21 protein-coding genes are annotated in these 20,058 nt (G+C 65.2%); 11 read left to right on the top strand and 10 right to left on the bottom strand.

Annotation, left to right across the window (positions count from 1 at the left end; all coding sequences use genetic code 11):
• Position 1: 1 nt before the first annotated feature.
• The 4 genes from ACFJGU_RS13705 (at position 2) to ACFJGU_RS13690 (ending at position 3,846) form a co-directional block, all read left to right on the top strand.
• The gene (locus ACFJGU_RS13705) at positions 2–1,171 is read left to right on the top strand and encodes a DUF262 domain-containing protein (protein WP_382304060.1); all 1,170 of its coding nucleotides are present in this window, start codon (positions 2–4) and stop codon (positions 1,169–1,171) included.
• Complete coding sequence (locus tag ACFJGU_RS13700) at positions 1,161–1,847, top strand: MAE_28990/MAE_18760 family HEPN-like nuclease (RefSeq protein ID WP_382304059.1); 687 nt, start codon at positions 1,161–1,163, stop codon at positions 1,845–1,847. The genes ACFJGU_RS13705 and ACFJGU_RS13700 overlap by 11 nt, the downstream gene beginning before the upstream one ends.
• Before the next feature lie 809 nt (positions 1,848–2,656).
• On the top strand, positions 2,657–3,070 hold the full coding sequence (locus ACFJGU_RS13695; protein WP_382304058.1) for a hypothetical protein: 414 nt from the start codon (positions 2,657–2,659) through the stop codon (positions 3,068–3,070).
• A gap of 335 nt (positions 3,071–3,405) precedes the next feature.
• A complete protein-coding gene (locus tag ACFJGU_RS13690; RefSeq protein ID WP_382304057.1) occupies positions 3,406–3,846 on the top strand; it encodes a DUF488 family protein in 441 nt (146 codons plus the stop codon).
• Here ACFJGU_RS13690 and ACFJGU_RS13685 read toward each other — a convergent pair.
• From ACFJGU_RS13685 to ACFJGU_RS13675, 3 genes are all read right to left on the bottom strand, one after another.
• Complete coding sequence (locus ACFJGU_RS13685; protein WP_382304056.1) at positions 3,843–4,667, bottom strand: hypothetical protein; 825 nt, start codon at positions 4,665–4,667, stop codon at positions 3,843–3,845. The genes ACFJGU_RS13690 and ACFJGU_RS13685 overlap by 4 nt on opposite strands.
• A gap of 193 nt (positions 4,668–4,860) precedes the next feature.
• Positions 4,861–5,163, bottom strand: a complete 303-nt coding sequence (locus tag ACFJGU_RS13680; protein ID WP_382304055.1) for a hypothetical protein — start codon at positions 5,161–5,163, stop codon at positions 4,861–4,863.
• A gap of 110 nt (positions 5,164–5,273) precedes the next feature.
• Positions 5,274–5,537: a CopG family transcriptional regulator gene (locus ACFJGU_RS13675; RefSeq protein ID WP_382304054.1), complete on the bottom strand. Its 264-nt coding sequence runs from the start codon at positions 5,535–5,537 to the stop codon at positions 5,274–5,276.
• Positions 5,538–6,059: 522 nt separating this feature from the next.
• On the opposite strand from ACFJGU_RS13675, the gene ACFJGU_RS13670 reads away from it, so the two are divergent.
• Together ACFJGU_RS13670 and ACFJGU_RS13665 are read left to right on the top strand one after the other, a co-directional pair.
• Positions 6,060–6,518 carry a hypothetical protein gene (locus ACFJGU_RS13670; protein WP_382304053.1) on the top strand — a complete coding sequence of 153 codons (459 nt, stop codon included), beginning with the start codon at positions 6,060–6,062 and terminating at the stop codon, positions 6,516–6,518.
• Between the two features lie 89 nt (positions 6,519–6,607).
• Positions 6,608–7,255: a hypothetical protein gene (locus ACFJGU_RS13665; RefSeq protein ID WP_382304052.1), complete on the top strand. Its 648-nt coding sequence runs from the start codon at positions 6,608–6,610 to the stop codon at positions 7,253–7,255.
• An 84-nt stretch (positions 7,256–7,339) separates the two neighbouring features.
• Here the strand turns inward: ACFJGU_RS13665 and ACFJGU_RS13660 are convergent, their stop codons facing one another.
• The 4 genes from ACFJGU_RS13660 to ACFJGU_RS13645 all read right to left on the bottom strand — a co-directional run bounded on the left by ACFJGU_RS13660 (position 7,340) and on the right by ACFJGU_RS13645 (position 10,688).
• Positions 7,340–7,585: a hypothetical protein gene (locus ACFJGU_RS13660; RefSeq protein WP_382310367.1), complete on the bottom strand. Its 246-nt coding sequence runs from the start codon at positions 7,583–7,585 to the stop codon at positions 7,340–7,342.
• 45 nt (positions 7,586–7,630) lie between these two features.
• A complete protein-coding gene (locus tag ACFJGU_RS13655; RefSeq protein WP_382304051.1) occupies positions 7,631–8,194 on the bottom strand; it encodes a dihydrofolate reductase family protein in 564 nt (187 codons plus the stop codon).
• 131 nt (positions 8,195–8,325) lie between these two features.
• Positions 8,326–9,228: an Abi family protein gene (locus ACFJGU_RS13650; RefSeq protein ID WP_382304050.1), complete on the bottom strand. Its 903-nt coding sequence runs from the start codon at positions 9,226–9,228 to the stop codon at positions 8,326–8,328.
• Between the two features lie 218 nt (positions 9,229–9,446).
• Complete coding sequence (locus tag ACFJGU_RS13645; RefSeq protein ID WP_382304049.1) at positions 9,447–10,688, bottom strand: MFS transporter; 1,242 nt, start codon at positions 10,686–10,688, stop codon at positions 9,447–9,449.
• 137 nt (positions 10,689–10,825) lie between these two features.
• Between ACFJGU_RS13645 and ACFJGU_RS13640 the strand changes: the two genes are divergently transcribed.
• From ACFJGU_RS13640 to ACFJGU_RS13620, 5 genes are all read left to right on the top strand, one after another.
• Positions 10,826–12,322 (top strand): family 43 glycosylhydrolase, encoded by a 1,497-nt coding sequence (locus ACFJGU_RS13640; RefSeq protein ID WP_382304048.1) that lies wholly within the window; start codon positions 10,826–10,828, stop codon positions 12,320–12,322.
• A gap of 62 nt (positions 12,323–12,384) precedes the next feature.
• Positions 12,385–13,734 carry an ABC transporter substrate-binding protein gene (locus tag ACFJGU_RS13635; RefSeq protein ID WP_382304047.1) on the top strand — a complete coding sequence of 450 codons (1,350 nt, stop codon included), beginning with the start codon at positions 12,385–12,387 and terminating at the stop codon, positions 13,732–13,734.
• Positions 13,735–13,788: 54 nt separating this feature from the next.
• Positions 13,789–14,670: a carbohydrate ABC transporter permease gene (locus tag ACFJGU_RS13630; protein ID WP_382304046.1), complete on the top strand. Its 882-nt coding sequence runs from the start codon at positions 13,789–13,791 to the stop codon at positions 14,668–14,670.
• Positions 14,667–15,563: a carbohydrate ABC transporter permease gene (locus ACFJGU_RS13625; protein ID WP_382304045.1), complete on the top strand. Its 897-nt coding sequence runs from the start codon at positions 14,667–14,669 to the stop codon at positions 15,561–15,563. Before ACFJGU_RS13630 ends, ACFJGU_RS13625 begins: the two co-directional genes overlap by 4 nt.
• 28 nt (positions 15,564–15,591) lie before the next feature.
• Positions 15,592–16,602: a LacI family DNA-binding transcriptional regulator gene (locus ACFJGU_RS13620; protein ID WP_382304044.1), complete on the top strand. Its 1,011-nt coding sequence runs from the start codon at positions 15,592–15,594 to the stop codon at positions 16,600–16,602.
• A gap of 86 nt (positions 16,603–16,688) precedes the next feature.
• Here the strand turns inward: ACFJGU_RS13620 and ACFJGU_RS13615 are convergent, their stop codons facing one another.
• From ACFJGU_RS13615 to ACFJGU_RS13605, 3 genes are read right to left on the bottom strand one after another with little or no spacing between them, the layout of a single operon-like run.
• Positions 16,689–18,038: a NosD domain-containing protein gene (locus tag ACFJGU_RS13615; RefSeq protein ID WP_382304043.1), complete on the bottom strand. Its 1,350-nt coding sequence runs from the start codon at positions 18,036–18,038 to the stop codon at positions 16,689–16,691.
• Complete coding sequence (locus ACFJGU_RS13610) at positions 18,035–18,967, bottom strand: PfkB family carbohydrate kinase (protein WP_382304042.1); 933 nt, start codon at positions 18,965–18,967, stop codon at positions 18,035–18,037. Before ACFJGU_RS13610 ends, ACFJGU_RS13615 begins: the two co-directional genes overlap by 4 nt.
• Positions 18,960–20,021 carry a LacI family DNA-binding transcriptional regulator gene (locus tag ACFJGU_RS13605; RefSeq protein ID WP_382304041.1) on the bottom strand — a complete coding sequence of 354 codons (1,062 nt, stop codon included), beginning with the start codon at positions 20,019–20,021 and terminating at the stop codon, positions 18,960–18,962. Before ACFJGU_RS13605 ends, ACFJGU_RS13610 begins: the two co-directional genes overlap by 8 nt.
• Positions 20,022–20,058 lie beyond the last annotated feature (37 nt).

The raw sequence follows: 20,058 nt of genomic DNA, 5'->3' as shown, positions 1-20,058 counted from the left end.
CATGACATCGCCCGAAGACGTGCCTTTGACGCAAGACGAAGACCTTACCGATTTGCGCAATCCCCTCGACGGACCAGACGATAGTGACGAGTCAGAACAAGCAGAGGCTCTCTCGATCGCTCCAGACGAGCGCAAATTGGTCACGCAGCCCTATGACTTGGGTGTGCGCTCGATCCGTGAGGATATTCGGTCGGGCAGGATCAGCCTCAACATCGCATACCAGCGAAAATACGTGTGGGACAGCGGCAAGGCCTCCCGGCTAATAGAGTCGCTACTACTCAACGTGCCAATTCCCGTCTGCTACTTCGCCGAGGACGACGAGGGAGTTTATGAAGTCATCGACGGATTGCAGCGACTCACTACGATCCGCAAATTCCTGGACGATGAATTCGCATTGACTGGCGTGTCCGTGCTGACGGAAGCAAACGGTGACAAGTTCTCGGATCTGGCGCCGAAGGATCAGCGCCGGCTAGAGAGCCGCACGATTCGGTGCATCGTTATTACCGCAGACAGCCACCCGGACATCAAATTCGACGTCTTCGAGCGTCTGAATACCGGTGCCGCGAGCCTCACCGCTCAAGAACTGCGCAATTCTGTATACCGCGGGCCATTCAATGACTCGCTTAAGGATCTGGCGAAAAAGAGCTACTTTACCGAGCTCGTCGGAAGCTTTACGAACAAGCGAATGGGTCACGAAGAGCTTGTGCTTCGTTACTTCGCGCTGGTCAATGGAATCGGCACATACAAGCCGCCGTTGCGTCAATTGCTGAACACATTCATGAGAACTCACCGGAAAGACGAAATCACCGTCGCAGACGCCGATCAATTCGCCCGAGTGTGTGGGGCCGTGAAGGACGTGTTCGGAGACCGCCCTTTTATGGCTCCAGGCTCTCAAAATCCAGTCAACAAGGCACTCTTCGACGCCGTCATGGTTTCTGTTGCATACTGCGATCAAGAAGCTCTCCTTCGAGAGAAGGTTGCGGCGCGCGCTGCGCTTGAAACCCTCGCATCTGAGGGTCGATTTCAGCTATCCATCGGCCGAGCAACTGCAGACCGCACGCGTGTTCTATACCGAGTGGCGGCACTAAGCGACCGGCTGTCATCCAGTGGCGTCCCTAGCTCACTTCCAGCCAGTCTGATTGCAGAAGGTCTGCTGCCACGTGGCGCTTGACACCTTCGCGGACGGGATGACAGAAGTCGAGCTACTTCGTGAACTAGCGGTTGCTGCAGAGCAGCGAGAAACCACTGAAGAGACCAACGCCCTGTGTCGCGCAGCAGTAGTCCTGCTCGTCAGCCATTTTGAGTCGTTCTTGAAGACGATTGCCGAAGAGTACGTCGACGCGGTAGGAACGGGGGAGGTGGAGTCGAGCCGACTTCCTCGAGGATTGCGCGAAGCGCACACGCTTCCAGGGCTCGAGTCAATAGTTACCTCGCGCGATGAAAACCAGCGATCCGTGCTCCTCAAGCGGCTCGGGGGCATTGCCACCCTGTGGAACGACGGCGCCAAACCTCCTAGGGGTGCGCTTAGCGCCGCGACGTTCGCGAGAATAGTGACAAGTGCGAAAGCTGACATCATTAACGAGCTGTTTGTCCGAATGGGCAATAGCACGAGCGTTTGCGATGGAGACATCGAGATGTCGGATTCCAACGGCGACATCGTCACAGCAAGCATCGAACTCAGTCTTCGCGACGTTGTTACGTGCCGGAATGACATCGCCCACGGCAAGGCAGAGAGAAAGCCAACGCCTGATGACATCGAGCGATATCTCAACTTCCTGCGTACCTTCGCTGAGCGGCTCCAAAGAAAGGCTTTGAACCTGACCGCTCAAGTGACTGAACGCGATTAGTTGCCCCGACACCGTTCACGCCATCGCGATGGAGGCTGCTCGGGCCGACGCGGCAGTTCTTGTAGCTCGCACCCACGGTGGGTATGAGCTGGCGAGCGTTGCCCCCGCGCCCACCTCGAACACCTCGGCGCCACGCGCCCCCGGCACGGCGTCGATATTCCCCCCCACTCCCGGCAACGATCGTGCTGTCATAGTCGATCTCGGACACCACGAACCAGGGCGCGATCCGCCAATCGCAGAGGCTCACTTCGCCGTCGTAGCGGTGAATGCTGCAACCTCAGAGAGTGCCCATGGGCCGACGTTGATCCTTGCCCACTGAGCGGGCGAGCAGAACGGTCGGCCGTTGGTGCCGCGGCAGACTCGCAGGATGACAGGCCGCTCAGCGGCTCTGACAGAGGCACACGAGCACACCCAGGTCGCCCCGCTTAGGAACGTCAACTCTGGCTTGTACGCTCGACGGCATCGCGCATCCGAGACCGTCCATGCAGAACCGGCCTTCCCCCTCGACGCGCCCAATATCGAGTCAGCTTCTGGCAGCGAAGCGGTGAGGGCGCTTGGGCCTCGACGCATTCGTGCTGACCGAGGCCCGCGACGTGACGGAAGCACTCGAATGGGTCGAAGTACATGCGAACGGGCAACGCTTTGCTTCGCCGAGGGTCGAGAGGAGCCAGTTGGCCCGTTCGGGACGCCTCGCACGAGCGGCCTCGTTCGGCTCCTTGGCGAGAATCCGAACGTCGGGGAGACGTTCGATGTTTTCGTGAACTAGAGGAAGGATTCGAGGGCACCATCTGGCTCGGTAGCATGAGCGCATGATCGCTCTCGCCGCATCAGCACGAGTGCTCAGAGTGTTCCAAGTCGTGTGGGTGCTCGGCTTCCTCGTGGGAACAACCACTCACACGGCGGATCTGATCGTCGGCGGAGTGAACACCTACAGCGACTTCCCTCTCGGCGTCCGGCTGTTCTGGGTGTCACTGACGATCCTGGATCCGGCCACCGCTGCGCTGATCATCTTTCGGCGGCGCTCCGGCATCGTGCTCGGCATCGCTGTAATCATCGTTGACATCGCAGTGAACTGGACCGTCTTCGTTATGGTCGGCGGACTCTCGTTGTTCGGCGTCATCAGTCAGAGCCTGTTTGCGGTGCTCATCCTTGTCACGGCTCGACCCCTGTGGAGATGGTTCGGGCCATCTCCTCCACGAGAACGCGGCAACCTGAACGGATAGGCCTGACCGCCCAGGATTGCGAGGCGGTCGGCCAGGGCCCGGGATCTAGGAGAGCTGGCAAACAATGCCGGACATCCTTCCTGACGCGCGGCGTGCGGCCCCAGGTCCCGGATGTAACAGGTATTATCCGTTACATGCACGACGTTGGGAGCCTATCGTTGGGGGAACTGAAGTCGTTGGCCGCCTCGGTTGCGGATGAGCTTCGTGCACGTCGGGAGCATAACCACACGTGCGCAGCGTGCGGAAGGCGATTTGCGGGGCGAAGTGATGCGCTGTATTGCAGCTCGAGGTGCCGGACGTCTGTGCACCGACTGCGTCAACGGAAGGAACGACAGATGAGCATTTCTGGAATCGGGTACGAGGGGCTCACGCTTGACGCCTTCGTCTCGAAGTTGCGCATCAATTCCATCGACACGCTCGTAGACGTTCGACTGAATGCGATTTCTCGGAAGCGGGGCTTCTCCAAGCGAGCGCTGTCGGAGGCGCTCGAGGCCGCTGGTATTACGTACGTTCACCTGCCCGCGCTTGGCAATCACCGCGACAACCGCGCCGGTTACGGCGAACTGCGAACCGACCTCGCGCAAGAGGTCCGCGACCGGTTCCGGGCGGTGCTTCAATCCGAGGCTGCGGTGGCTGCCCTGGAGCTCGTCGCCGACCTGGCGCGGGACAAGAACGTCGCGCTTTTCTGCTACGAGTACGACGAGCAGCACTGTCACCGCGAGCAGGTGCTCGACGCGGTTCGGCCTCTCATTCAGCGCGACCTCGTCGCGTCTTAGAACAGCGTCGGTTCGGTGTCTTGCACCTTCGGCCAGTAGACGCCGAGGATGCTGAACTTGCCTCGACGGGCGGCCAGTTCGAAGTTGCCCATGAAGAACCCCGTTCGGCGGCCAGGCGCGAACATCTCGCCAAGGAACTTCTCGATCACACCGTCCTTGACGTTCTGACCTTGGTACCGAAGCCGGTTCTGTAAGGCAGTGAGCTCCCAGTCAAGAATTCGTCCTTGGTGGCCGGGACAGGCACGAGCTTCGCAGCGATACCGGTAGCGGACTTTGCACTCCGGCGCCGTCAAGAGAGCGGGAATCGATGCGCTCGAGGGGATGAGCGCAGCTGACTCGTTGTCGATGCGATTCTTCATCTTCGCCACCTGTTCGGGTGTCCACGACGGGTGGGGCTCGAACTCCAGACGCTCGATGTCCGTTGGGTAGACGAGCCCCAACGATTGCGCTGCGCTATCAGCCTCGGCCGCGCGCATGAGGCCGCACGTGGTCGCCGGCTCAAGTCGCGAGATGATCTCGTGACGAGCCTTCCACGGAGGGAGATTGTCAGCGACGATCCATGAATCCTGAGTGGGCGAGTAGCTCTCCTTGCGAGTGTCGGAGTCCTTGCGGCGCACTTCGAGTTCGATGACGTCGTACTTCCGGAACTGCGCATCGCCGTCCAGCCAACGAAATGCGATCGGGTACAGCCGGATCCATTTCGGCAAATCACCGTCGATTCGGATACCGGCCACGCAGGACGTGTCTCCGTAGCTCGCTGACGGTTGAGGTGTCGCCTTCACCGTGATGAGCACTTTCGCTCGTTCGCCCTCGATCCTCATGGCGGGAGCATACGAGCCAGGGGCGTTAGCGAAGAATATTCAGTTGGGGGTGTCGCATCTTGCTTACCTTCCGTCGCGAGTCGCTGTCATCCGGGCAGAAGGATGGACGGTTGAGGCCGAGATGGCGAGCGTATCCCCCGGGTTTACCTCGACGGCCTCGATGCCGGACGTTCGCAACAGAGCGTCGATGCATTCAACTGCCGGTAACGATCGTGCTGTCGTAGTCGATCTCCGATAGGACGAGCCAGGCACGGTCCGCCGGCCACCAGAGGTAGGCGAGCTGCGACCACGGCCATGAACTGAACGAGCGCGTCGCATCCTGCATCGGGCCCTCGAACAGGCCCATGACGCGGCGGTTCGACTGGAAGAGCTGCACGTTCGGAGGGAACTCGCTGCCGCCGAAGCCCTCCCACAGGCCGACGAAGCACGTTCCGGGAGTGGTGGTGAACGCAGCCAGGACCTCGGAGAGTGATCGCGCGACGGAGGGAGTGAGCATCGTACTTGGCCGGGACGAAGCCTTGGATCGTCAACTTCCAGTGGTCTGTGCCGGCCGCGACCCACTCGGCGGCGGATGACTGCGTTAGCGGACGCATCCCGACCTCACAATCAGAGCGAGTCGATGAGCTCGCGCATCAGCTGAGAGGGCGTGGTGTGGCGCTCTTGAGCCACTTCATCGAGTTTGGCTCGGCGCGCAGCATCGAGTCGGAGCGTGAACGGGCGTGCCTGGGCTCCCACGCTGACAGGGCGTCCGGGCACCGACGGGCCGAGGTGCTTACCCGTGTAGCCCTGCTCGGATTCGGTCTCGGCGGCCCATCGTTCGATGTCTGCATCTGTGAACGGAGTGCCGTTCACGTCGGTGTACTTGCTCATCTGCCTACCTCCTCAATCCAACCTCGGTCAGAACCTTCCTCGTCGCGGGCATCGCGTGGAATACCAGCCAGCCATCAGGTTCGACTTCCACGGCAACGTATTCCAGCAACCGCCCATTTGCGTCTGTTCCGACCCCCGCCCACTGCACTGGGTGAGTGTCGCGCGCACGGGACCGCAGAGTGCTTTCGAACGCCTCGATCACATCGTCGATCGTGACCTCCGGATGCCGCTCGGTCACTCTCGGATGCACTCGAACTCGCACCTGTGCTCCCAGTCGCTATTTCGTACTACACGATTGTAGTACGAAAAGAAGCGACACCGGGGTCAATGGTGAACGAGCACGTCGGCTTCATGCGGCGGTGCGGTGGAGCAGGGCCCTAGCCCCTGAGCGGAAGTCAGGTCAGCGAGCGCCAGGGGCAAGGTCACGCCCCCGAGAGACAGGGGCCCTCCCGCCTCCCCTTTGTCCGCGTTCGGGGCAGATGGGTCACGGTGTACCGACCGCCCTCATGGCAGGGTGGATGCATGGAGCATCCTGAAGCACCCCGCCTCGACCCCTCGCCCGAAGAAGTCGCGGACATCGATCGGCGGGCCGCGGCGCTGAAGGAGGAGCCAGAGAGCTTCGCCGCCATGGATGCGCTCTGGCGTGCCGTCTACTCCCTCGACCGCTGGATCTTCATCGCGCGCGGCACCGACGACCAACCCGCACCCTACGCCGGCGAACTCCCCCAAGGCCCTATGCTCTTCGCCTTCACCACCGGCGAGCGAGCGAGAACCGCAGCGCTCGGCATGGGCCTCTCCGAGGACGAAGCGTCCAAGCTGCTCGCCGTTCCGCTTCCCGCGGCGATCGAGTGGGTCGCGTCGTTCTCGAGCGTCGGCGTGAAGGGCATCACGTTCGACTTCCCCACAGTCGGTTACTTCGCGCCCCTCGAGAACCTCGTTCCGATGCGCGACTACATGGCCGCGCATCCGCCCGCTCGCTGAGTGACGTCGAGCACCCCCGAGAAAGGCCGGCGGCGAGGCGTTACGAAACCGCTACTCGACGCCGGTCGTTGCGCCGCTACTCTCAAGCCATGAGACATCACGCGGGAACGCTCGCGCTGCTGCCCATCGTGGCCCTCCTCCTGACCGGCTGCGTCAGTTCGACATCACCAACGGAGTCGGCTCCGCCCACACCGCCATCCGGATCGTCGTCGAGCTCGACTGGCGGCCCTCCCGCTCCATCGGCGACCCTGCCATCCACGCCCACGACCACTCCGGTCGCGCTTCCGACATCCTGCGATCAGATCTACAGCCAGGATTACCTGCAATCACTTGAGGCGGCGGGCGCCGGTCTCGTGCTGAATCCCGCATGGACCGACGACGAGGGTGCCGCCTCGCTCGGAACCAAGAATGCCGACCTGCTTCCTCTGCTTCAGACGAAGAACCGGCTCGACTGCTTCTGGGCGAAACCGAGTGGGGGCGGTGGCGTCGGGCTCACCACATCCGTCAGCGTCATCTCGAACGACGAACAAGCGGCGCTCATCACCGCAGCGACGTCCGCGGGCTACGCCTGCGAGTCAGAGCAACGCGGGACGCGCTGCTCGACCAGCCATCAGGACGCGACCGCATCCGGAGGCGAAACGCAGTTCTTCGGCGGCGGCCTGTGGATCGCGACTTTCTGGGTCGAGTTCGGGCCCGACGGGTACACCGACGACGTCGTCGCGACCCTGCTTTCGTAGGCTCGAAGTCAATCGCGAGTGCGCCGGAGCGCAGTTCGGCCTTGCGGGCGTGCGACGCCCGGCTGAGTAACGGGTTCGACCAGGTCACTGGCGATGGAGGGACGCAGCCGCGGCCGCCGCGCTGAACTCGAGGAGCCGCTGGGGTGCGAGGCCGGCCGCGACTGCGGCAACGCGATACTCGACACTCAGCCGGGTATTGCTCACGGTCGGGTCGTCGGTGTTCAGCGTGATCGGCACCCCGCTCTCGACAAGTCGGTGGATCGGATCCTCACGGGAGCTCGCAGCGGCACTGTTCTGCACGTTGCTCGTCAGCGCCAGTTCGAGCGTGATGCGCTCGTCGGCCGGCTACGGACTCATGAACAGCCGACCGTGAGCTCATTCCGCGGCGGGCTGGTAAAGCAGGGCAATTGCCCCCGAGCGGAAGTCCTGGCGCTCGACGAGCTCGAGCTCGACCCGCTCTCGCAGGCCGGCGAGCAAGGTCGGGCCGCGGCCGGCGATCACCGGATGCACGACGAACGCGTACTCGTCGATCAGGCCCAGGTCAGCGAGCGCCAGGGGCAAGGTCACGCCCCCGACGGACAGGGGCCCTCCCGGCTCCTCCTTGAGCCTCCTGACCGCGTCGCCCAGGTCGCCCCGCACGAGTTCGGCATTCCAGTCCACGTCGTCGAGGGTGCTCGACACGACGTGCTTCTTCTTGCCGTCGATGCTCTCGGCGAACGGGATGTCCCACTCCCCCATCCAGTTCGGCCACGTGCCCGAGGCGGGCCGCCGCCAGGCCGACTCCATCATCTCGTAGGTGACGCGGCCGTAGAGCAGGGCGTCCGCGCGGTCCATCTCGGCGGTCCAGAAGCGCATCGAGTCCTCGTCGGGGGCTACGCCCGCCTCGTGGTGGACGCAGCCGTCGAGGGTGACGTTGATTCCGTAGCGCAGTGGTCGCATCCGTTGCTCTCCCTTGATGCAGGCGGCTCTTTTCGCTGGTTCGCAACCAGGCTACTGTCGGGCGGCCATCCCCCGAAGGTTTGGTCGCAACTCGCTCCGTCGGTGCACTGGCCTCCTCGGTGCAACCCCGATCACGAACTTCCCCAGAGGGCGAGCTCCGACCAGTTCGGCGGAGCGCCTAGGTGAGTGATGTTGACAGTGGGCATCGTGGGGAAGCCCTTCAAAACGGCGGGCAAGACAGCGAGTCTGCCGATGCCCCGTTGCTCGAGCAGGAATTGAATCATCGAGAGGTGCCCGAAGGCTCTCGTGAAGGGGCCGCATTCATCCAGCCCGGGGAAGCGGCCAGGAGACGGGAGCTTTGGTGCGATAGCGAAGACACGGTTGAAGAATCGACCATGATGGGCGCACACATTGCGCACGACGTTGAGAGATTTGAGCCAGGAGCCGAGTTGTGGAGCTGAGAGTCCGAATTCTCCGGATATCTGATCTTGAGTTGCACGGGGAGCGAAGTTGTAGAGCCTCGTGAGGCTACCCCAATCGAGCAATTCGACCGCCACCCAGACGGGAAGGGATCCGCCGTACTTTCGTGCATGATGGTCGACGAAGTCTTCTCGCGACTCGTTCTGGGACTTCTCGAGCTTCGCCGCCCACTCGTCGTAAGCATCCCCTTGGGCAATCGGGCCAAGACGGTCTCTGCGCAAGTGAGCGCACTCATCGAGAGCGCCTAACGTGTGGCCCAGCGAAGCCCGAACAGCCAACTCGATACTGCCCAGGGCTGCGAAGGTCATCGATCGTAAACCTTGGTCGAACCGGTATAGATCCAAGACAGCTGTCAGGGTGGTGCCTGGATAGAAGTCGTCCTGTCGGGCGGCATTCTCTAGCTTTCGGAAGGGATACCAATAGCCACTGAGGCGGTAATAGCTGACCCGCTGGAGTTCCTGCGTCGCCCGTAGGCGATCGCCGACGTCCATGCCGCGGTGGATCAGCAGATCTATCAGTTCGTCGAAGTCCCGGTATTGCTTCACCGCGGTCACGATCGCGCACTCCGGGTAAAGCGAAGACCGGCCCTGGACCTAACATGTAGGCGGAACCGGTCGTGATGCGAATACTTTACCATTTGAGGTCGTCTCGCGTGAAGCTTTGCTGACATATTGTCAATTATTGCACTGGCGCATCACCTCTTAGTCCTCGAGTCGGGGCCATGACTGGCGCTTACGCCGGACAACTCGGTGCTTCTGCGTCACGAAATCGATCATCCAACCGCAGATCGCGATGCCGCGCTCTGCGGGGCGATCACACTCTTACTGGGCAGTGCGACCAGGGACACGAGCGCAGTAAGGGCCGACGCACCGAGCACGATCCACGTCACTACGGACGTGCCGGCGACACCGACAACCGCGCCCGCCACGAGAGTGCCCGCGCCGATTCCGAGGGTCATGGCGCTGACGACCCAGCCGTTCGCCTCGGTGAGGGCGGCGGCGGGGCTGAGTTGCGAGATCCGCTCGAAGACCTGACCCAGGGTGGGCGGGAGCATCAAGCCGGAAATGCCGGCGACGACGACGTACGCCCACGTTGGAAGCGCGGTCGCGGCGAGCGGGAGGTAGCCGACGGCGAGCAGCACGCCGCAGAGGGTGAGGAGGCGTGCCGGGGTGGAACCGAGGGGGCGGATGCCGACGACGGTTGCACCGACGAGGGCGCCGAGGGCGTTGACCGCCAGGAGCCAGCCGGCGAGGCCGTCGGTGGAGCGGGCCGCCTCGGAGGCCGTCGCGACGATGGTCAGCGCGCCGACGGGCACACCGATGCCGAACGTGAACACGGCGACCCGCGCGAGAGCGGGGATGAGGATGGGTGAACGGACACCGGGATGCCCGGTCAGACGACCGCGACGCTGAGCTGACACAGCGCGCGGCTCGGGGTTGAGGATGAAGGCGAGCGCGCCGACCAGGCCGAGCCCTCCAGCGAACAGCAGGTTGCCGACCGGGCCGAAGACCGCGATTCCGACGACGGTGAGCAGCGGACCGAGGATGAAGATGATCTCCTGGGCGCCCGCATCCAAGCTGAACGCGGCCTTCAACTGCGGGCCAGGGGTCACGAGTCGCGGCCACAACGCCCGAAGCGCCGGCTCGAGCGGCGGCGTGAAAACCCCGGCCGCAGCAGCCAGCGCCACCGCCAGCCCCGGAAGCGGGCCGAGAGTCAGCGCCATCCCGGTGAACGCGAGAAAGCTCAGGATGCCGCTGACCGCGAGAACCATGACCTGTCCGAAGCGGTCGATCAGCCGGCCGAGAAGCGGCTGCCCCACCGCGCCGGCGACGACGTAGACCGCGGTGATGAGCCCGGCGAAGCCGAAGTCGTCGCTGGTGGAACGCACGAGCTGCACGATCGCCAGCGCCGCCATCGCGCCGGGGAGGCGGCCGAGCAGCGACGTGAAGAGCAGATACCCCGTGTGCCGGGTGCGAAGAACGTCGACGACGGGGAAGGAAGGCGCTCTTTTCACAGAAGCCAGTCTGACGGAGATGGGCGGTCCGTCAGGCCATGAACCAGCCCGTCCGCTTAAATTGCTTAACCGCTTGATCATCTCAATCCCATCCCCTATGGTCATGATCAAGCGTTTAACCAAAGGACTCGACGACGATGCCCGATCACACTTTCTTCCAGCCGCGCGGCGCGTGGGTGGGGGACATCATCCCCTTCCAGCACGACGGCGACCTCGCCCTCTTCTACCTCTACGAAGAGCGGTCCGACCCGAAGCCGGGCACCCCGTGGCACCTCGTCACCACGCGCGATCTCGTCCACTTCGACGACGAGGGGCTCGCCTTCGAACACGGCACGGTCGACGATCCCGACTTCAACGTCTACACCGGAAGCATCGTGCAGCAGGGGAACACCTTCCACCTCTTCTACACCGGCCAGAACCCGCGCCACCTGGGCTCCGACGGACTACCGCTGCAGCTGGTGATGCACGCCACCAGCTCGGACGGGATGGCCAGCTGGACCCGGCATCCGGAACACACCTTCGGCGCATCCGCCGGCTACGAATCCGGCGACTGGCGCGACCCCTTCGTGTTCCGCGACGAGGCGGCCGGAGTGTGGCGGATGCTCATCGCCGCCCGGCACATCGACGGCCCCGAGCGGCGGCGTGGGGTGATCGCCCAGTGCATCTCAACCGATCTCGTCACATGGGAGCCCGTGGAGCCGTTCTGGGACCCTCGCCGCTACATCGCGCACGAATGCCCCGAGGTGTTCCAGTGGGGCGGCTGGTGGTACCTCGTCTACTCGGAGTTCTCCGAAGGCTTCACGACGCGCTATCGGATGGCCCGATCCCTCGACGGTCCGTGGCAGGTGCCCGAGTTCGACAGCATCGACGGCCGCGCGTTCTACGCCTCGAAGACCGCCGAGCTGAACGGCCGCCGCTTCTTCTTCGGCTGGATCGCGAGCAAGGAGGATTCCCGCGACGACGGGGCCTGGCAATGGGCCGGCACCCTGTCGGTGCTCGAAGCACGACAGAACGCGGACGGCACGCTCGCCTTCGGCTTCGCCGCCGAAACGCGAGAGAGCTTCAGCGAGGCCGTGACCACCACCTTCGCCGGCCGCCCGAGCGGCGACCCCCTCCTGCTCGCCGCTCCAGACGGCTACACCGCGCTGCTCTCCGACCAAGACACACCGGCCGCCTTCCGCGCCTCGGTCACGCTCGACATCGAGCACGGAACCACCGAATGCGGCCTCCTCCTCCGCTCCAGCAGCGACGGCGACACCTCCTACATCGTGCGTCTCGAACCCAAGCGCAACCGGATGGTCTTCGATCGCTGGCCCCGGAAGCGCACGGGTGACGGGCAGTGGGAGATCTCCGGCGACGTGCCGTTCCTCATCGAGCTGGAGCGCCCGTGCGATCTCGCGCCCGGCCGGCACCGGCTCGACGTGATCGTGGAGAACGACCTGTGCGTCGTGAACCTCGACGACCGCACCACCCTCAGCACCCGGATCTACGACCACACGGGCGGCCGGATCGGCGTGTTCGTGGGCGAAGGAGCGGTGACCGCACACCACCTCGAGGTGTCGGTACGGCCCGACCGATCCCCCGCCTCCGACGCGGATTCCGCTATGACCCGTTCCGACCCGCAGTACGCCTGACCAACACGCTTCGCCGCCAGCACCAATCCTCACCTACCCTTCGATCAATGGAGATGGAACACATGAACAAGACCCGCACACGACTCGCCATCGCCGCAACGGTGGCCACCTTCGGATTGCTGCTCAGCGGCTGCTCCGGTGGCAGCTCCGGAACCAGCGACCCGACCGATGTGAGCCCTGAGGGCGAGATCGTTCCCCGCGAGATCTCCTGGCTGCTCTCCCGGCCGGCCGACGGCGGCGTGATCACCGCGATGGAGCAGATCGCCGACGAGTACGCGAAAGACCACCCCGGCTTCGCCCTCAACCTGATCACCACGCCCGACCGGCCGTCGTACATCCAGAAGTACGAGACCCTGGCTGCCGCGAACAAACTGCCCGAACTGTTCGACACGGATGCGACCCCGTTCGCCCAGAAGCTCGCCTCGCAAGGCACGATGATGGACGCCGAGGCGCTGCTGAAAGATCTCGGCGTCTACGACGACTACCGGCCGGCCGCCCTGAACTACCAGCGGTTCGACGACGGCTCCCTCTACATGGTGCCGTTCGAGTTCCAGCTGGAGTTCTTCTGGTACAACAAGGCCCTGTTCGAGCAGGCCGGGGTCGAGGTGCCGAAGACCCTCGACGACTTCCCCGCGATGTGCACGAAGCTGCGCGCCGCCGGCATCACCCCCATCGCACTCGACGGCCAAGACCAGTGGCCGCTCGAGCGCTACATGGCCTACTACCCGTTCCGCACCGCCGGGCCAGACTACGTGCAGCAGCTCAAGAAGGGCGACGCGAAGCTCAGCGACGCGACCGGCGAGCAGGCCGTCCAGTGGCTGAGCGATCTCGGATCGGCCGGATGCTTCCAAGACGGCTTCTCGTCGACCGGATACTCCGACGCCCAGGCTTCCTTCACCTCGGGCAAGGCCGCCGTGTACAACATCGGCACCTGGGAGCTGAACAGCCTCGCCACCGACGCACTCGACCCCTCGGTGCGCGACGACATCGACTACTTCACGCTGCCTGTCACCGCCAACTCGGTGACGGCCGCCAACGAGTACGTCTCGCCGTCGGGCATCGGCATGGCTGTGAACGCCAAGACCTACGACCCGCTGGTGCGCGACTTCCTCTCCTTCGCTCTCAAGCGCTACCCCGAGGTGTACGCGGCGACCGGCGCCCTCTCCCCCACCACGAACGTGCAGACCACCATCCCGGACAACGCCACTCCTCTCTATCAGCGCGCGGTCGACCAGGCCAACGACGTCGGCGAGAAGACGGCGATGCCGTGGGACACCCAGCTCGACCCGACCTCGAACACCCGTCTCCAGCAGGAACTGACGCTGCTGCTGCAGGGCGAGGTCGACCCTGACGAGTTCATCAGCACCATGGACGGCGTGATCGCCGACAACGGGCCGAAAGCCTTCCAGTAACCACCCATCCACGCCTGATGTGGGGCCTCCGGGCCCCACAGGAAGGGGACGCCGATGCTTCCCCAGCGGTCACGCCTCTCCGTGCTGGTCTTCCTGCTACCGCCGCTCGCCCTGTACGGCATCGCCGTGCTGCTGCCCATCTTCCAGTCGCTGTTCCTCAGCTTCTTCGACTGGGACGGCATCAGCCCGATGCTCTTCGTGGGCCTCGAGAACTACGTCCGGATGTTCACGGGTGACACCGTGTTCTGGATCGCGTTCCGCAACACCCTCGGCTACGTGGTGATCTGCCTGGTTCTCCAGCTCGGAGGGGCGCTGATCGTGGCGAGCCTGCTCACCCTGCTCCGCCGGGGCCGCGAAGTCGTCAAGACGCTCTACATCCTGCCCGCGGTGATCTCCACCGTGGCGATCGCGTTCCTGTTCCAGCGCATCTACTCCCTCGACCCCGAGGGACTCATCAACCAGGTGCTGGAGTTCATCGGCCTCGGCAACCTGCAGAATGCGTGGCTCTCCGACGTCGGCACGGTGCTGGCTGCTGTCTCCGTGCCCGAGGGATGGCGCTTCACCGGGCTCTACATGCTCATCATCTACGCCGCTCTGCTCGCCGTGCCGGCAGAGCTCGAGGAGGCGGCGAAGCTCGACGGGGCGTCGTGGTGGCAGACGTTCTGGCGCATCCGATTCCCCTACATCCGCCCCGTGTGGATCACGACGACCATCATCGCCACCACCAACGCCCTCCGCGGGTTCGACATCCCCTACCTCCTCACCAACGGCGGGCCCGGCCAGTCGTCCGAGCTCCTCACGACGTACATGTACAAGACGGCGTTCACGAGCACGAACTACGGCTACGCAAGCACGATCTCGGTCTTCGTGGTGGTGGAGTGCCTCGTCGCGGTCGGCCTCATCTTCCTGCTCCTCCGACGTAAGGCCGACGCATGACGCTCACGGCGACCCGCCCCATCCGACCCTCCGAGCAGGAGAGCCTGCCGCGGCCGCGCCGCCGACAGCTGCATCTGCAGCGCAAGATCACCGGCGTCATCGTCGCCCTGATCGTCATCGTGCAGGTCTACCCGCTCGCGTGGCTGTTCATCACGAGCGTGCGCACCGAGCAGGACTTCGCGGGAGGCAATCCCTTCGCCCTCCCCACCGAGATCACTTTCGACAACTACACGCGAGCCTTCGCCACGGGCAACCTCGGCCTCAACATCCTGAACTCGCTCATCGTCACGGTCGGCGCGATCGTGGTGATCGTCTTCCTCGGGATGATGGGGGCCTATGCCCTGCAGGTGCTGGGCTTCCGCTTCAGCAAGTTCGTGCGGGCGCTGTTCCTCATCGGCATCATCGTGCCGGTGCAGGTGGCCCTGGTGCCGCTCTTCGTCGACTACGCCGCGGTGAACCTGCTCGACACCTACCAGTCGATCATCATCCCCCTCGCCGGGTTCGCGCTTCCGACGTCGATCTACCTCTTCTCGTCGTTCTACGAGTACATCCCCGGCGAGATCTACGAGGCGGCGTCGCTCGACGGGGCGGGGCCCTACCGCATCTTCGGGCAGATCACCCTGCCGTTGTCGGTGAACACGATGGTGACGGTGGCGATGGTCAACAGCATCTTCATCTGGAACGACTTCATCTTCGCCAACACCTTCGTGCTGACCGACGACCTCAAGACGATCCCGCTCGGGCTGCAGAACTACATCGGCGCGATGGGCAAGGTCGACTGGACCGCGACCTTCGCTGCGGTGTGCGTCAGCATCACCCCGTTGCTCCTGGTCTTCCTGGTCTTGAACAAAGCCATGACCTACAGCCTCGCGAGCGGCGCGACTAAGGGATGATCGTCACGTGTCCGAAACGAGTGAACCGATGAGCGCCGACCGGGCGGGCCAGCCCATCACGATGCGCCAAGTGGCCGAGGCTGCCGGAGTGTCGATCGCGACCGTGTCGTACGTGGTCAACGACAAGAAGGGGGCGAGGATCGGGCCCGAGGCACGGCAACGCGTACTCGACGCCGTCAAGGAGCTGGGATTCCGGCCGAACGCCCTCGCCAAGACGCTCTCGAGCGGGAGCTCGAACTTCATCGGCCTCGTCGCCGACGCGATCGCCACCACCCCCTTCGCCGGTCAGATCATCCACGGCGCCCAAGACGAGGCCTGGAAGCACGGCTACGTGCTCCTCGTGGCCAACACCGAGGGCGATCTCGCCGCGGAAGAGGCCGCCATCTCGATGATGCTCGAGCACAAGGTGCGGGGCATCCTCTACTCCACCTGGTACCACCGCGCCGTCACCGCTCCGCCCGCGCTGCACGAGACCGAGTACGTGCTCGTCGACTGCTTCGACACCGCGACGCCCGCCCCCGCGGTCGTGCCCGACGAGCGGGACGGGGGGAACGTGGCCACCCGGTTGCTGCTGAAGGCGGGCCACACCCGCATCGCCTTCGTGAACACCACCACCCCGTCGCCCGCGCGATCGGGCCGCCTCGCCGGCTACCGCGACGCTCTGCAAGACGCCGGGATCGCCTTCGACCCCACCCTGGTGCTGGATGCCGCGCCCGAACAGGAGGGCGGATACGCCGTCGCCGGCCGCATCCGCGACCTCGGTGTGACCGGCGTCTTCTGTCACAACGACCGCGTGGCGATGGGTCTCTACGACGGCCTGCGCGAACTCGGCCTGACCATCCCGAACGACATCGCGGTCGTGGGCTTCGACAACCAGGAGGTCATCGCCGCCCACGTCCGGCCGCCGCTGTCGACCGTCGCGCTCCCCCACTACGAGCTCGGCGCAGCGGGCGTGCGGGTGCTCCTCGGCCTGCAGGAGGCCCCGACGGGAGCGCCGCTCGCGATCTCGTGCCCGCCGGTTCCGCGGGCATCCGTCTGATGCGAACCGCGATCGTCACTCGGCCGTCGGGTCCCCGGTCATCCGTCTGAGGCCGACCGCCACCATCCACTCGACCGTCGACTCCGTCAGGCGGTGGGGGCGCCGATCGACGGGGTGGCCCTGACCGCGTTCGCGTGCCGATCGGCGACGACCTGGGCCTCGGTCCCCGAGTCGAGGATCGTGTTGCCCGTCGATTCCGGGTCGGCCACGACGGTCAGCACGTCGAGGGAGTTCGACACCGCCGTGCTCAGCAGGGCGTCGACCTGGGCCTCGAACGCGGAGCCGCTCGACGACGCGCTCACGTCGCTCGCCACGACGTGGTTGGTCGCCACGTAGTTCCCGGTGCCCGCGACCAGTCTGATGATCGTCGGCTTCGTGCCGGCCGGACGGAGGCTCCGGGAGTCGACGACCTCGGAGATGTGGTTGCCGATGACGGAGTTGCCGTTGCCGCTGATCCGCACCAGTCCGTAGTCGTCGTCGAGACCGTTGTCGACGCCCAGGAACGGGGTCCAGGGCTCGTGGTCGCGCAGCAGATGGTTGGAGGCCACGAGGTTCTCGGAGCTGTCGGCGTCGAGCACGACCATGCCCGGGTAGAAGGAGTGCAGCCGGTTGGCCGTGATGCTCGAGCGCGTGACGCCGCTGAAGTGCACGCTGCTCGACCCGCGCGGAAAGACGTTGTTCGCCGTGACGAGGAGGCCGCCGTGGTTCTCGGCGTAGATCGAGTAGCCGCTCGGGCCGGCTCCGATGAGGTTGTCGGTGATCTTCGACGCCTGACCCCACCCGCGCAGCTCGATGCAGCTCCCGCACTCGGCGACGAAGTTGTCGTGGATCGACAGCGCATCCGCGTTGTGGATGGTGAGGGCGTGCTCGAGGTAGACGAACCCCATGCCGTTCACCCGGAACGAATCGTTGGCGCCGGCGACGTGAATGCCGGTCTTCCCGTTGGCATAGGTGTTCTCCGGATGCCGGTCGGAGCCGTCGGCGGCGAAGTGCAGACCGTCGATGCAGAAGTTCGAGAACTCCACCGAGCTGATCCGCGGACTCCCCTGCCGCTCGACGAGGAAGGCCGCGCCGTCGGATTGCCGCGCACGCCTCTCCGGCGGGATGTCGACGAGGATTCGGCTGCCGCCCGGCCACAGCTCGTGCAGATCGGGCCACTCGTCTTCGGGCACGTTGAAACGGATGCTCGACGAGGTGAACCCGTGACCGGAGCCTTCGATCCGGAGGAAGCTGACGTCGATCACGACCTGGGTGCGCAGACGGAAGTCTCCGGGCGGGATGTAAATGACGGCGCCCGGCTTGCCGCCGTCGTTGTCGTCGGTGGCGGACTGTCGTCGCTTGATGTCGGCGAGGATGCTCATCATCACCTCGCCGACGTCGTCGAACGGGTCGCCGACGGGCCACTCGGTCACGTCGTACCGGTTGACGGCGCTCATGGGGTCTCGCTTTCGGAACGGAGGGTTGAAAGAGAGGCGACCTCGTCGAGCCGTGGCAGGTCGGCGCCCGGTCGGCTCACCGTGACGGCCGCGCAGGCCGCCGCGAACGAGGCGGCCTCCACGGCGTCGGCCAACGACGCCGTCCCGCTGACGATCGGCTCGATACCGACCGTCGTGGTGAGGGCGTAGAGCAACCCCGCCATGTAGGAGTCGCCGGCCCCGATGGTGTCGGCGACCTCGGTGGTCACGGCCGGGACGAACGCCGTCTCCGCGCCGAGACGGAGCAGGCTCCCGGATGCACCCTGCGTGACGATCACGATCGTGGCCCCGAGCCGCGCGTAGTGCGCCGTCACTTCGGCCGCATCGAGCCCCGGGTGCAGCCAGGCGGCATCCTCGTCGCTCAGCTTGATGACGGTGCTCAGGCGCGCGAGGCGCTCGACCGCGGGGAGCAGGGTCTCACGCGGTCCGAGCACGGACGGGCGGATGTTCGGATCGAACGAGCGCAGGACGCCGGCCCCGGCGGCCTCGAACCCGGCCGCGACGACCTCGCCACCCGGCGACAAGAGTGCCCCGATCGACCCCGAATGGATCGCCCCGAAGCCGCCGACCGGAGGAGCGGCGATGTCCCACGTGATGTCGAAGTCGTACTGCGCCGATCCGTCGGACCGGATGGTCGCCGTCGCCGACGAGGTGCGGAAGGTGGGATCGACCGACCCGCGCGTCAGCTCCACGCCTGACCGGGCGAGATGATCCGAGAGAAGACGCCCGTTCTCGTCGGTGCCGATCCGTGTCGCGAGGGTCACGGATGCCCCCAACCGCGCCAGACCGACCGCGACGTTCATGGGGCTCCCGCCGGCATGCGCCTCGCGACCCTCCGCGGTCGACACCACATCGACGAGCGCCTCACCGATGACGAGCAGCTCAGTCATCGACGCCCTCCTTCGAACGCGCCGGAGCCGCGACCGACTGCCGCCGCACGAGCGGGCAGGGCAGCACGGCCACCTCGTAGACGGTCTCCTCGTCGGAATCGTCTCCGCCCTCCATCAGAGTGGTGAGGGCGCCGAGCGCCCACTCCCCCATTTCAAAGTGCGGGAGCGCCACGGTCGTGAGGGCTGGGTAGAGGCCCTCGGCGATGAGCTCCTGGTTGTCGAAGCCGACCAGGGAGAGATCGTCGGGAATGCGGAGACCGAGTTCGGCCGCCGCGCGGTAGGCGCCCATGGCCATCCGGTCGTTGTAACAGAACATGCCCGTCGGCCGATCGGGTCGGCCAAGCACCTCGACGGCGGCCTTGTAACCACCCGGGGTCTCGGACGGCTCGGCGACGACGAGGGTCGGGTCGAAGTCCAGTCCGGCGTCGGCGAGCGCTTTGCGGTACCCCGCCAACCGCCCTCGGGTGGCGGGCACGTCGTCGGAGTTGGTGATGAAGCCGATGCGGCGGTGTCCGTGCCGGATGAGTTCGTCGACCGCGACGTACGCCCCGCCCTCTTCGTCGGGGACGACCGAGGGCACGCGTCCGTCCTCCGACGTCGAGTCGATCAGCACCGTGGGCACGGCCTGAAGGGATGCCGGGAGCGCGATCTCGCGGTGATACATGGTGGCGTAGAGCACGCCGTCGACCTGCTGACGGAGCAGCGCATCCGTGTCGCGCTGGATGTCGAGTTCGTCGCGCGAGGTGTTGATCAAGACCAGCGTGAGACCCCGCTCCCGCGCTGCCTGCTGGGCGCCGAGGATGATGCGGCCGGCGTGCGGTGTGGTGGCGATCTCCTCGCTCAGCAGACCGATCATCTCGGACTGCTGCCGCCGCAGACTCCTCGCGATGCGGTTGGCCCCGTAGCCGAGCCGCTGCGCCGTGGCCCGCACCCGTTCGCGCGTCTCGTCGCTCGCCCGCGCCGATTCGACGTCGTTGAGGATGTGGGAGACGGTGGTGACCGAGACCCCGGCTTCACGGGCGACGTCTCGGATGCCCACTGTGTTGCGTGCCATTGCTCTCGTCCTCTGCGTGCGTTCGGTTCGAACCTGG

Source organism: Herbiconiux sp. UC225_62 (assembly GCF_042694625.1).
In the GTDB taxonomy this organism is placed as follows: Bacteria; Actinomycetota; Actinomycetes; order Actinomycetales; family Microbacteriaceae; genus Herbiconiux.
The sequence above is the reverse complement of the archived record's forward strand: the minus strand, read 5'-3'. Positions and strand labels throughout refer to the sequence as shown.